We start from the raw sequence: 12,668 nt of genomic DNA on the forward strand, positions 1-12,668 counted from the left end.
CAGCGGTCCACGGCCCCGGAGAGGCGGGCCCGAACGGGTGGGCCGGGTCAGGCGGTCAGCCGGCCACCGCCGCGGCGCCGGCCAGGACGGCGTCCCGCACCAGCGGACGGAGCAGCGCGCCGACCGCCGGCAGCAGCCGGTCCGGCACCACCCGGCGGACGGCGCCCGGGCCGAGGGTCGCCAGCGCCGCGCCGGCCAGCGGGCGGTCAGGGTCGATGCCCGCGCCGCGCCCCGGGTCCACCTCCGCGGTGATGACGCCGAGCAGGAACGAGACGATCCAGACCTCGGTGAGCACCACCTCGCTCACCCGGTCGGTCAGCAGCTCGCTCTCCGGGCGCCGGCCCAGCGACTCCCGAAGCTCGGCCGCCAACCGGTCCACGGTGACGCCGCGCTCCAGCAGGGCCTCGCGCGCCGAGGTCCGCACCCGCCCGTCCACCGTGGAGTCGTCCGGCACGCAGGCGTCCGAGTACTGGCCCCAGAAGTCGTAGTACGGGACGGTCTCCAGGCCGGTGAGCAGCGAGTACGGGCCGCCCGCCGGGAGGGCCGCGCCGACCGGGGCCAGACAGGCGGCGGAACGGCGGCCGTGCACGTTGTTGCCGACCAGGCTGACGTCGTTGTGGTGGTCGACCAGGTTGGCCACCGGGATCAGCGTCCGGGTGCCCCGGTCCGCCAGGTAGTTCAGCAGCGCCAGGTCGTCCGGGTGCCCGCTGTCGGCCTTGGTCCGGACGAACTCGCCGAAGCCCAGCGCCACGTCGGCGGGCAGGACGAGTGCGACCGAGGGCACGTAGTCGTCGACGGCGGGCGCCAGGTCGTGCCCGAGCAGCGCGGCGATCCGGACCGCGTACGAGGTGCGCGAACCCCACTCGGTGAACAGGCACAGAGCGGCGTCCGGTTCGGCCTCGATCAGCGGGAGCAGGCGGTCGAGGAGGTCCTCGACCGGCAGGGCGTCGTCCTGGAGCACCAGGTGGTGGGTGGCCCCGGGGCGGACCGACTCCCAGGCCACCCGGGCGCTGCGCAGCGCCGAGGGCGGGCCGTCGGGCTCCGGGTCGAGCACGACGGTGAGGTCCAGGCCGGGGAAGCGCTCGACCAGGGCGTGGGCGGCCGCGGCCCGCCGGGGGTGGGTCATCACGGCGGCGGAGAGCCGGATCGGGGGCGGGGTCATGTCTCGTCTCCTCGTCTTCGGTGTCTTCTGGTGTCTGCTGGTGCCGGCGGTGGAGCCGGCGTCGTCGGCGAACGGACGCGGGGCCGGCGAAACGGGTGCGGGGCCGGCGGCACGGCCGCGCGCCGCCGCCCCCGGGGCGGTCAGCGCCGGTCGTCGCCGGCCGGTGCGCCGACCTTGCGCGCGACCCGCTCGGCGGAGTTCCGGACGGCCGCCCGGTAGGGCTCGCCGAGGCCGCAGACCGGTGCCAGCAGCCGGCACTCGTCGACGCTCGCGTCCTCGTACGGCAGGGCGAAGCCGACCAGCGGGAGCACCTCGGCCGGGGCGCGTCCGGCGAACAGCGCCGCCGCCTCCGGGTCGGCGATCCGCCCGTGCTCGTCGAGCAGCACGCCGAGGGCCAGCACGTCGCGTCCGTCGACGGTGCCGCGGACGGCACCGAGGGTGTGTCCGGGGGCGGCTGCGGCCAGCTCCCGCTCGACCTCCGGCATCAGGCGGTCGGCCTCCAGCCACCCGCCGAAGGCGAGGGCCAGTTCCAGGTCGAGCCGGGGCCACTTGGCCAGGTAGTACCGGTTGGTCTCGACGGCCGAGCGGTCCTGGGCGCCGGAGTCCCGCCGGTGCGGCAGGTGGACGCCGTAGACGTCCTGGCCGAGCGTGATCGGGAGCCCGGCCCGGGCGATCCGCAGCCCCCACTCCTGGTCCTCGGCGCCCCAGCCGAGGAAGCCCTCGTCGAGCAGCAGCCCGTGGGTGCGGACGGCCGCGGTCGGCAGGGCCATCAGGCCGGTGCGGGCGAAGGCCCAGGGGAACCGGGCGAAGGCCGGGGCGTGTCCGGCGGACCAGCGAGGGTCCAGCCGGGCCCGGTCCGCCGACTCCAGGTCGGCGAGAACCTGGCGGTAGTGCGCGTAGTCCGGGGCCTCGACGGTGTCCAGGTCGGTGGAGATCACCTCGTCGTAGCCGAAGACCTGGCCGAGCACGCAGACCTGCTGGCCGTGCTGGAAGTGCCGTTCGTAGAGGGTGCGCAGGGCAGCCGGGGGGATGACGACGTCGGCGTCGAGCACCATGACGGCCTTCCCGGTGGCGTGCCGGATGCCCAGGTTCCGGGCGTGGCTGGTGTTCCACTCCTTGCTGGTGAGCACCGAGACGATGTCGAGCCGCCCGGTGAACTCGCGGCACAGCGCGACGTACGCCGGGTCGTACTCCATCACCCCGACCACGACCTCGAACTCGGAGCGGTCCAGGGTCTGTTCGGCGAGCGAGGTGAACACCGCCCGGATGTTGTCCAGGCGCTGCTTGTAGGGGATCACCACGCTGATCTTCGGTTCGGTCACTGCTGCCTCTCGTCTGGCCGTGGGGAGCTGAACTGGCGCACCCCAGCCTAGGAGGATTGGCAACCTCAGGCAATAACGTGACTGAAGTTTGGAAACCTAAGGCAAGCTCTGGCAAGGTGGCTGGTGCGGCCGGGTTCCGACCCGCCCGCACCTGCCCGGACGTGCGAAAACGGCTCCGCACCGGTGAACCTGCACCGGTGCGGAGCCGTTTCCGTTCCGCCGCCCGCCGCCCGCCGCGCGGGGGCGCCGTCCAAGGATCCCTAGCGGGCGCCCCACGCCTCGTCGGTCGGCACGACCTCGCGGCCGAGCGGCATCAGCGAGATCGGGATCATCTTCAGGTTCGCCCACCCGAAGGGGATCCCGATGATCGACAGGAACAACGGGACGCTGGTGATCAGGTGCGCGAGGGCCAGCCACCACCCCGCGAAGATCAGCCAGATCACGTTCCCGATGCAGGACGCCGCCCCGGCCTCCGGCTTCTCCACCGTCGTCCGCCCGAACGGCCAGAGGATGAAACCGGCGATCCGGAAGGACGCAATGCCAAATGGAATGGTGATGATGAGAATGCAGCAGATGATTCCCGCGACCGCGTAGGCGATCGCCATCCAGATCCCACAGAAAAGCAGCCAGATGACATTGAGGATGAATTTGAAAACCGTCATGGCTGACACCTTCTCACGGCTGGCGGGCTGGCCCCTACGATCCAGCCATTCCCGCCCCGCCCCGTGTCTACGCCCCTAGGGGTCGATCGTCGGGGTCCGCTCGGGGGTGCGGGTCGGGACGGCCGTGCAGGCGCGGGACCAGCCACGGGCACCGGACCCCCGTCCGGCCGGGTGGGGGCGGGCCGAGGCGTCGACCGCCGGGCCCGCCCCGCCGCCGGTGGCCGGGGCCGGGGCCGCGGGGTCACGGCCGCGGCCGGGCGGCGGATTTCCGCGGACGGGAATTCCTCCTCGCCTCTGCCGGTGTGTGACGGCCCGGTTCCCCGGAATCCCCGCGCCGGCGGTCGGGGCGGGATATCCCGCGATTCCGGCAGTCGGCCGCGGCGGCGGGCGGACGGATCCGGCCGGCGGATTCGGGCCGCGGTCGCGGCGGCGGCCGGGCGGCGGGTGCAGGGCCCGCCGCCCGGCCTTCGGGGGCCGCACGGCCCGCCCGGCGCCGGCGGGCGGTGTGGCCGTGCGGCGGCTCCGTCGGCCCGGTGCGGATCCCACACGGTCCGCACCGGGCCGGGTCGAGGGGAGGGCCTACCGGCGCAGCGGGCCCTCGCAGGTGTAGTCGGCGGTGCCGGCCCGGCCGGTGGGCCAGACGTCGACCTTTCCGAAGGTGCAGTTCATGTCGTTGAGGTTGTCGGCGCCGGCGACGTCCCTGGTGCGGGCGAGGACGAAGTAGTCGACGGTGTCGGACATGTCCTTGAAGACCTTGTCCGGGTCGGTGGCGTCGGTGAGGTTGGCGGTGATGCGGCCGGTGCAGACGAAGCGCATCGGCTTGTTGGCCCAGTCGCCGTTGTCCGTGCAGTCCGGGGTGTTCTGGGTGGCCGCGGCGAAGGCAGTCCGGACCTCGGAGGCCCAGGCGAGGTCGAGCGAGCCGTTGGCGGTGAACGAGGTGGACGGCACGAACAGGTGGTCGACGTCCTTGATCTGCGCGTCGAGGAAGGCGGAGTACTCGCGGTTCAGGGCGGCGTCGGCGCCGAGGCGCTCGCGCCAGGCGTCGAAACCGGCCGGGTCGTCGGCGCGCTGGTGGTCGTACATCTCGCGGAGCAGCGAGGGGTGGGCGGTCCAGAGGAACTCGAAGAAGGTGCCGGCGTAGTTGTAGAAGTGGAACGCCGGGGTGTCGTCGTAACCGGCGTGCAGGATCTGGGCGATGGTCATCCGGGGGATGCCGGAGGCCTCGTCGGAGGCGAGCTTGGCGACCAGCGACTTGCGGACCCGGATGCCCTGGTCGCGGGTGGATCCGTCGAAGAACTCGGCGGTGCCCTCGTCCATCGCGGTGGTCCGGTCACCGGCGTACCAGCGGGTGTCACCGAAGTAACCCGGCACCGCCCAGCGGCCGTTGAGGTAGTGCACGTACTCGTGGCGGAAGAGTTCCTCGAGGGTCAGGGTGGAGTCCTGCGGGACGCGCCGCTGGTAGGTGTAGAAGGTGGCGCCGCGCTCGATGTAGATGCCGCCGTTGTTGGTGCTGTAGCCCGTGAGGATCGGGTGGTAGACCTCGTAGTCGGCGCGGGAGGCGTAGAGCTGGATGTGCAGGGTGCTGTTGACGTCGCCGGCGAGCGGCTGGTCGGTGCCGAGGACGCGCAGGAACTGGCTCTTGACCTGCTTGCTGGCGTAGTACATCTGGTCGACGGTGGCCTTGTCGAGGGCGGTGCGGACCTCGATGGCGCCGTTGTCGTAGGTGTAGGTGTTGGGGAAGAGACGCTTCTCGAGGTCGGCGACGCAGACGCCGAACTGCTGGCAGACGCCGTAGGTGTTGGCCCAGCCGATGAGCTTGGCCCACGGGTCGGACCACTCGCCGAAGGTGGCCTTGGTGGTGGTGAGCAGGGCGCCGAGTTCGGCGACCACGCCGTCGTGCAGGGCCGCGACCTGGCCGAGGCGGCCGTACTCGCCCATCGCGTCGCGGGCCGCCCAGGCGTTGGCGGTGCCCTTGAGGTGGCCCCAGCCGGCGTAGGCGCGGATCGCGGCGCGGAAGTCGCCGTCGGCGGTGACGGCGGCGAGGTAGGCCGGGTCCTGGTTGGCGACGCCGAGGTAGTTCATGTTGAGGGCCTGGAGGACGGCGTTGCCCCACGCGGAGCTGTCGGCGACCGTGGTGCCGGGGGCGAGGACGCCGAGCAGGCGACGGGCGAGGCCGAGGTTGTGCTGGCGCAGCCCGTCGGCGCCGGCGGTGATGGTGGCCTCGCGCAGGATGTCGGCGGCGAGGTCGGTGCGGTCGAAGGCGTGCGCGCTGCCGGTGTAGGCGGTGACGGCCTCTTGGAGGACCGCGAGCGTGCCGGGGTCGGTGACGTTCAGTTCGTGGTGGCTGAAGCCGTGGTAGACGGTGGCGTGCAGGTACGTCCACAGCTCGTAGAGGTGCGAGGCGTTGCTGCCGTCGTCGGTGGCGGACAGCTGGGTGATCCGGTGGGCGACGGCCTGGACGTGGGCGTTGTCCATGGTGGTGGTGAAGCGGGCGTCCCAGGTCCAGATGATGCCGCGCAGGCAGCCGTCGGCGGTGACGGCCGGGTCGGTGAGGAAGGCGACCAGCTGGTCGGCGCCGAGGCCGGTCAGTCCGTCGACGGTGCAGGGCACGCCGGCGCGGGTGGTGGGTGCGGCGGTGGCGGTGGCGGGGGAGGCCGGGGCGGCGGTGGGTGCGGGGGCGCCGACGCGGTCGGGCAGCAGGCCGGGGACGGGGGAGCCGCCGAGCGAGCCGCCGCCGGGCGCCGGGGCGGCGGAGCCGGGTCGGGCGGCGGCGCTGCCGAGGTGGTCGGCGTCGTCGTAGGCGGTGCGCTGGTCGGCGCCGACGGGGCTTCCGGCGGTGGGCGCGGTGGCGCCGGGGGTGGGGGCGGTGGCCGTCGTGGCGGCCGGGGTGAGCGCCTGGGCGGTCTGCAGGCTGGGCAGCGTGAGGGTGGCGGCCATGGTGGCGGCGAGCAGGACCCGCTTGGCGACACGGGAGGTTGACACCGGTACTCCTGGTGGGGGAAGTGGCAGGGCGGTGCGAGGCGGCAGTGCCGTGGGTTTCCGGCCCGGGACTGCCGGGGGGTGGGGTGGGGCCGGGGCGGACGGTGGGGTCGTCGGTGCCCTTGGGGTGCTGCGTAACATAGCAATGTGAAATTGCACCTGCCAAGAGGGTGAACGAAGTTGACCCCGGATCGGGCGGACGCACCGGCTCCGGGTAGCCTTCGGGATACCCTGCGGGGGTACGTGGGCGGCCTCGCTCGGAGGCACGGACGGTCGGGAGGCGGAGGATGGCGCGGTCGCGACCCCTCGGGCCGACCCGGCTCGCCCTGCCCCCGGCGCCCCGGGCACTGCGGCTGCTGCTCCTCGCCGCCCTGCTGCTCGGCCTCGTCACCATGCACACCCTCGGCCACCCCGCGGGCGGGCACGGTCCCGGTGGCGACGGCACGGGCGCCCGGGGGCACGCGGCCGCCGCCGCGCCGCACCGGGCGACGGCCGCGCAGCCCGGCGAGCCCGCCGCGCCGCACCCGCCGACCGCCGGACGGCCGGCCGGCTCCGCCACCGCCCACCCCGCGGCGGCCGGTACCGACCCGATGTCCGTCTGCCTCGCCGTCCTCGTCGGCTGGACGCTGCTGCTCCTCGCCGCCGGCCCGCTGCCGCACCGCGACCGCGACGCCGCGGCCGCCGTCCGGGCCCGGCTGCTGGCGGCCGTCCGCGCGCTGCCCCCGCCCGGGGGCGGGCGGATCCTCCTCGCCCGGCTGTCGGTGCTGCGTCAGTAGGCGCGCGCCGGCCGTCCCGTGCCCGCGCGCGGAACGGCCGACGCGTCGTCCGACTCACCCACACCACCGCACGAGGTGCACTCCGTCATGCGCACACCCACCCGTCGTACCCTGCTCGGCGCGGCGCTCGCCGCCGCCGGCACCGGCCTGCTCACCGCCTGCTCCTCCGGCGGCACGGGAGGCATGGACCACTCCGCCATGGGCCACCCCGGCACGAAGGGCCCGAACGGCACGCCCGTCCCGCCCGGCGCGAGCGACCCGAACGCCCCGGCCGCCACCGCCACGACCGCCGCCCCCGGCGGCTTCGTCACCCCCGACGGCCCCGAGGTCGCCGCCGCCGAGGCCGCGCGCCGGCCCGGACCCGAGCGCAGGGTCGCCCTCACCGCCACCGAGACGACGCTCGACCTCGGCGGCCGGACCGTCAGGAGCTGGGCCTACGGCGACCGGCTGCCCGGCCGGGAGATCCGCGCCACCGCCGGCGAGACCCTCGCCGTCACCCTCGCCAACCACCTGCCGCAGCCGACCTCGCTGCACTGGCACGGTCTCGCGCTGCGCAACGACATGGACGGCGTGCCGGGCCTCACCCGGGAGGCCGTCCGGCCCGGCGCCGCCGCCGAGCACCGCTTCGCGCTCGGCCACCCGGGCACCCACTGGTTCCACCCGCACTCCGGGGTGCAGCAGGAGCGCGGCCTGTACGCGCCGCTGATCGTCGAGGACCCCAGGGAGCCGCTGCGCTACGACCGGGAGTGGGTCGTCGTCCTGGACGACTGGCTGGACGGCGTCGACGGCAGCACCCCGGACGCCGTCCTGGCCGAACTCACCGCAGGCACGGGCGGGACGGACCACGCGGCGGGCGGCCACGACATGCCGGGGACGTCCGGCACGGCCGGCGCCACCGGTCCCTCCCGGATGCTGATGGGAGCCCGCAGCGCCCTGCTCGGCGGCGACGCCGGCGACGTCGCCCACCCCTTCCACCTGGTCAACGGCCGCCTGGCGGCCGCACCCGAGACCTTCACCGCCAAGCCCGGCGACCGGGTGCGGATCCGGCTGGTCAACGCGGGCGGCGACACCGCCTACCGGGTCGCCCTCGGCGGCCACGAGCTGACGGTCACCCACACCGACGGCTTCCCCGTGGAGCAGACCACCACCCAGGCGCTGCTGCTCGGCATGGGCGAGCGCTACGACGTCCTGGTCACCGTCAAGGACGGCGTCTTCCCGCTCACCGCGCTCGCCGAGGGCAAGGGCGCCACCGCGCTCGCCCTGCTGCGCACCGGCGGCGGCACGGCCCCGGACGCCTCGGTGCGCCCGGCCGAGCTGGACGGGCAGCTGGTCACCGCGGCACGGCTCAAGGCCGATCCGGCGGTGCGGCTGCCGGCCAGGGCGCCGGACCGCACGGTGCGACTGGACCTCACCGGCGGTATGGCGAAGGCCGATTGGGCGTTCAACGGCCGCCGGTACGAGCCGTCGCAGCGCCATCCGGTGGCGGCGGGGGAGCGGGTCCGGCTGGAGTTCCGCAACACCACGGGCATGTGGCACCCCGTCCACCTGCACGGGCACAGCTTCGCGCTGGCCGGTGACGGGCCCCGCAAGGACACCGCGGTGGTGCTGCCGGGCGAGACGCTGGCGGTCGACTTCGACGCCGACAACCCGGGTCTGTGGATGGTGCACTGCCACAACGTGTACCACGCGGAGGCGGGCATGATGACCGTCCTGGGGTACCGGGCCTGACCGGCGGGTGCCGGGGCGGGGTCGGCCGTCCGTCCCGCTCCGGCGCCTGCTCGGCGGAGGCCCGCCCCGGCGCCCTTTCGCCCGGGTCCCGCTCTCGCCGTTCGCCCCTCCCTCGCAGGAGTCCCGCCGCGGTGCCGTGGGAGTCCCGCCCGGGGCCGGGCTCCGGCGGCACCCCCGCGCCCCCGCCGTGCCACCCGCCGCGACCTGCGGAGCAATGACGCTTTCTTAACGCGGGCCGATGACGATTCCTTGACGCCCGTCGCATAGCCTGGCGCACTGCCGTCGCCCGACGGCGCTTTTACGGGGTCTTTAAACAAGAGGTGCAAGGTGGCTTCGTCGGGGTCGACGGACACGGCGACGGCGGATCCGTCGTCGGCGCGAATACGGTTGCGCAACTGGCTGCTGGAGGACGTGTCCGCGGAGAAGCCCTCCGCCGCCGAGGGCTCCGGGCACGGTGGGGCGGAGTCGGGGGACTCCGGCGCCCACAAGGGCGAGCGCTGGTGGCGGGTGATGTGCCTGACCGGCCTGGACTACTTCTCGACGCTCGGCTACCAGCCGGGCATCGCCGCCCTGGCCGCGGGTGTGCTGTCGCCGATCGCGACGATCGTGCTGGTGGTCGTCACCCTGCTGGGAGCGTTGCCGGTCTACCGCCGGGTCGCCCAGGAGAGCCCGCGCGGCGAGGGTTCGATCGCGATGCTGGAGCGGCTGCTCTCGTTCTGGAAGGGCAAGCTGTTCGTCCTCGCACTGCTGGGCTTCGCGGCGACGGACTTCCTGATCACCATCACGCTGTCGGCCGCCGACGCGAGCGCGCACCTGGTGGAGAACCCGCACCTGACCGGCGTCCTGGGCGGCAAGCAGGTGCTGATCACGCTGGTCCTGGTCGCGATGCTCGGAGCGGTCTTCCTCAAGGGCTTCGGCGAGGCGATCGGCCTGGCCGTCGTCCTGGTCGGGATCTACCTGGTGCTCAACGTGGTCGTGGTGGCCGTCGGCCTCTGGAAGGTCGTCGAGGCCCCGCACGTCGTCACCGACTGGACCGACGCGCTGACCGCCCAGCACGGCAACCCGGTCCTCATGGTCGGCGTCGCGCTGGTGGTGTTCCCGAAGCTCGCGCTGGGCCTGTCCGGCTTCGAGACCGGTGTCGCCGTGATGCCGCACATCGAGGGCGACCCGGACGACACCGAGGAGGAGCCCACCGGCCGGATCCGCGGCACCCGCAAGCTGCTCACCACCGCCGCCGTGATCATGAGCTGCTTCCTGATCGCCACCAGCTTCATCACCACGCTGCTGATCCCGGCCGACCAGTTCAAGCCGGGCGGCGACGCCAACGGCCGCGCGCTGGCCTACCTGGCGCACCAGTACCTCGGCGGGGCCTTCGGCAGCGTCTACGACCTCTCCACCATCGCCATCCTCTGGTTCGCCGGTGCCTCCGCGATGGCCGGCATGCTCAACCTGCTGCCCCGCTACCTGCCGCGCTACGGCATGGCGCCGCACTGGGCGCGCGCGGTGCGGCCGATGGTGATCGTGCTGACCCTGATCGGCTTCCTGGTCACCTGGATCTTCCACGCCGACGTGGACGCCCAGGGCGGCGCCTACGCGACCGGTGTGCTGGTGCTGATCAGCTCGGCCGCGATCGCGGTCACCATCGCCGCGTACAAGGCGCGCCAGCGCGGCTGGACCACCGCCTTCGCGATCATCGCGGTGATCTTCCTCTACACCACGGTGCTGAACGTGACCGAGCGCCCCGACGGTCTGAAGATCGGCGCCTGCTTCATCGCCGGCATCATCCTGGTCTCGCTGCTGTCCAGGCTCCGGCGGGCCTTCGAGCTGCGGGTCACCGACGTGGCGCTGGACGAGGTGGCGGAACGCTTCGTCAGGGACTACGCGCACCGCCCGCTGCGGCTGATCGCCAACGAGCCCACCCACCGCGACGTCGCCGAGTACCGCGACAAGATCCGCCAGATCCGCGCCGACAACGACATCCCCGGTGAGGACGACCTGGTCTTCGTCGAGGTCACCGTCCGGGACGCCTCCGACTTCGAGGCCGCGCTGACCGTGCGCGGCGAGGTGCTGCACGGCCGCTACCGGGTGCTGACGCTGGAGAGCTCCAGCATCCCCAACGCGATCGCCGCTCTCGCCCTCACCGTCCGCGACCGCACCGGCCAGCAGCCGCACCTCTACTTCGAGTGGACCGAGGGCAACCCCTTCGCCCAGTTCCTGCGGTTCTTCCTGTTCGGTCAGGGCGAGGTCGCGCCCGTCACCCGTGAGGTCCTGCGCGAGGCCGAGCCGGACCGCTCCCGCCGCCCCCGCGTCCACGTCGGGTAGGGCGTCCGTCCGGCCCCTGCACCCGCGGCAACGCCGTGGGGGCCCCCCCCCCCCGCCCCCCCCCCCGGGGCCGGGGGGGGGGCCCCCCGGCCGGGGGGGGCCGCGGACCGCCCAAGCACGCCCGGCCAGCGGGTGGCGGGCCCCCCCCCCCCCGCCCCCGCCCCCCCCGCGCCCCCGGGGGGTGGGCCGCCCGCCCGCCCCCGCCCCCCGCGCCCCCCCCGGGGCCCCCCCGGCCCCCCCGGGCCCGGGGGGGCCCGACGGCGTTCACGGATCGCTAGGAGGGCAGGCGCAGCAGGAGTCCGGGCTGGATGAGGTCCGGGTCCCCGCCGACGGCGGCGCGGTTGAGCGCGTAGAGGGCGGGCCAGCCGCCGGGCACGCGCAGGGCGTCGGCGAGGTCGGCCAGGGTGTCGTCGTCGCGGACCGTCCAGGTGCCGGCCCCGGCGGTCGGGGTGGTGGTCGGGGCGGTGGCCGGGGCCGCGGCGGCCGGTGCGGCCGGCAGGGGGAGGGCCTCGTCGTGCGCGCGCCCGTGGTCGCGGGTGGCGCGGGCGCCGCACACCGGCCAGGGCGAGAGGCCGCGCTTCGCGGCGAGGTGCTGGGCCACCGCGATCTGCTCCTCGCGGCTGGCGAGGTCGGCGCGCGGGGCGTAGGCGAGGCCGCCGTACTCCCGCCAGGTGGGGGCGTCGAACTGGAGGCCGCCGAAGTAGCCGTTGCCGGTGTTGACGTGCCAGTCGCCGCTGCTCTCGCAGGCCGCCACGCTCTCCCAGTCGTACCTGCCGCCGTGCCTCCCGCCGGGGTCGGAGCCGGTGGCGCGGCCTGGTGGCGCGGCCTGGGCCGTGGGGGCGGCGACGGCGACGGCGACGGCGCACAGGGCGGCGGGGAGGAGACGTCGGAGACACGCGGTGGCAGGCATGGGCGGCTCTCAGCTTCGGGAACAGGGCCTGCACCGCCCGGAGGCGGCGCACTCCCACCGACGCACGCCGAGTGGGGCGGGCCGCCGCCGACACGTCCGGCAGGTCACCCGCCCGGCCGCGCCGGACCACCCCGCCGGCCCGCGGCCATCCGGCCGTACCGGCCGTTCGGGATCCGGGCGGGATCCGGGCGGGAACGGAGCGGCGAACGGAGCGGGGAGGGGCCTGGAGCGCCTCCCGGAGGACCGGCGCCCCGAGCCCGGGCCGGCACCCCGGCCCGGGCCGATCCGCGGGGTCAGGCCTTGATGGTGAGCCAGGCGCCCAGGCCGTTGCAGCCGCCAGCGTCGTAGCTGGTGCTGCGGTAGCCCGCCGGGATCGGCGAGTAGGGGCAGGTCCAGACGCCGTTGCGGACCAGCTCCTGGAACCAGGCGCCGACGCCGCTGCACCCCTGGGGGTTGTAGTTGGTCAGCACGTAGCCGGAGACGATCGGGGAGCCCGAACAGGTCCAGAGGCGGTTCTGCGCGGGCTGCTGGTACCACGAGCCGTGGTTGTTGCAGCCGCTCGCGTTGTACATGGTGATCACGTATCCGGCCGGGACGGGCGCCCCGGAGCAGCTCCAGCCGCCGGCCGCGGAGGCGGTGCCGGCCGTCGTGCCGGTGAGGGCGGCCGCCAGCACGGCGACCACCGCGGCGGCCCTTCCGAAGCGGGTCATCAGTCGGCGCAGGATCCTGGTCACGGCGACACCGTTCCGATCGTCGTCAGCCGGCCGTCGGGACGGCGCGGGGAGGGAGGAGCAGAGGAGGGCGGGG

General features: G+C 74.6%; 9 protein-coding genes. 3 read left to right on the forward strand and 6 right to left on the reverse strand.

What is annotated here, in order from left to right; translation table 11 throughout:
• Nucleotides 1-55: 55 nt before the first annotated feature.
• The 4 genes from ACIRS1_RS11190 to ACIRS1_RS11205 all read right to left on the reverse strand — a co-directional run bounded on the left by ACIRS1_RS11190 (nt 56) and on the right by ACIRS1_RS11205 (nt 6,128).
• Nucleotides 56-1,162 (reverse strand): hypothetical protein, encoded by a 1,107-nt coding sequence (locus ACIRS1_RS11190; RefSeq protein WP_402838526.1) that lies wholly within the window; start codon nt 1,160-1,162, stop codon nt 56-58.
• Nucleotides 1,163-1,302: 140 nt separating this feature from the next.
• Nucleotides 1,303-2,484 carry a glycosyltransferase gene (locus tag ACIRS1_RS11195; protein ID WP_387899916.1) on the reverse strand — a complete coding sequence of 394 codons (1,182 nt, stop codon included), beginning with the start codon at nt 2,482-2,484 and terminating at the stop codon, nt 1,303-1,305.
• Between the two features lie 260 nt (nt 2,485-2,744).
• Nucleotides 2,745-3,146 carry a YccF domain-containing protein gene (locus ACIRS1_RS11200; protein ID WP_360217834.1) on the reverse strand — a complete coding sequence of 134 codons (402 nt, stop codon included), beginning with the start codon at nt 3,144-3,146 and terminating at the stop codon, nt 2,745-2,747.
• Between the two features lie 579 nt (nt 3,147-3,725).
• Nucleotides 3,726-6,128: a collagenase gene (locus tag ACIRS1_RS11205; RefSeq protein WP_402838529.1), complete on the reverse strand. Its 2,403-nt coding sequence runs from the start codon at nt 6,126-6,128 to the stop codon at nt 3,726-3,728.
• Between the two features lie 284 nt (nt 6,129-6,412).
• Between ACIRS1_RS11205 and ACIRS1_RS11210 the strand changes: the two genes are divergently transcribed.
• The 3 genes from ACIRS1_RS11210 to ACIRS1_RS11220 all read left to right on the forward strand — a co-directional run bounded on the left by ACIRS1_RS11210 (nt 6,413) and on the right by ACIRS1_RS11220 (nt 10,951).
• Complete coding sequence (locus tag ACIRS1_RS11210; protein WP_402838531.1) at nt 6,413-6,901, forward strand: hypothetical protein; 489 nt, start codon at nt 6,413-6,415, stop codon at nt 6,899-6,901.
• Between the two features lie 87 nt (nt 6,902-6,988).
• Entirely contained in the window at nt 6,989-8,629 is a 1,641-nt protein-coding gene (locus tag ACIRS1_RS11215) for a multicopper oxidase family protein (protein ID WP_402838533.1), read from the forward strand.
• A 510-nt stretch (nt 8,630-9,139) separates the two neighbouring features.
• The gene (locus ACIRS1_RS11220) at nt 9,140-10,951 is read left to right on the forward strand and encodes an amino acid transporter (protein WP_402838644.1); all 1,812 of its coding nucleotides are present in this window, start codon (nt 9,140-9,142) and stop codon (nt 10,949-10,951) included.
• A 274-nt stretch (nt 10,952-11,225) separates the two neighbouring features.
• Here the strand turns inward: ACIRS1_RS11220 and ACIRS1_RS11225 are convergent, their stop codons facing one another.
• Both ACIRS1_RS11225 and ACIRS1_RS11230 read right to left on the reverse strand, forming a co-directional pair.
• The gene (locus ACIRS1_RS11225; protein ID WP_402838535.1) at nt 11,226-11,861 is read right to left on the reverse strand and encodes a transglycosylase family protein; all 636 of its coding nucleotides are present in this window, start codon (nt 11,859-11,861) and stop codon (nt 11,226-11,228) included.
• Nucleotides 11,862-12,154: 293 nt separating this feature from the next.
• Entirely contained in the window at nt 12,155-12,595 is a 441-nt protein-coding gene (locus ACIRS1_RS11230) for a hypothetical protein (protein WP_360214921.1), read from the reverse strand.
• Nucleotides 12,596-12,668: the final 73 nt, after the last annotated feature.

Source organism: Kitasatospora sp. NPDC101176 (assembly GCF_044768035.1).
Lineage (GTDB): Bacteria > Actinomycetota > Actinomycetes > Streptomycetales > Streptomycetaceae > Kitasatospora.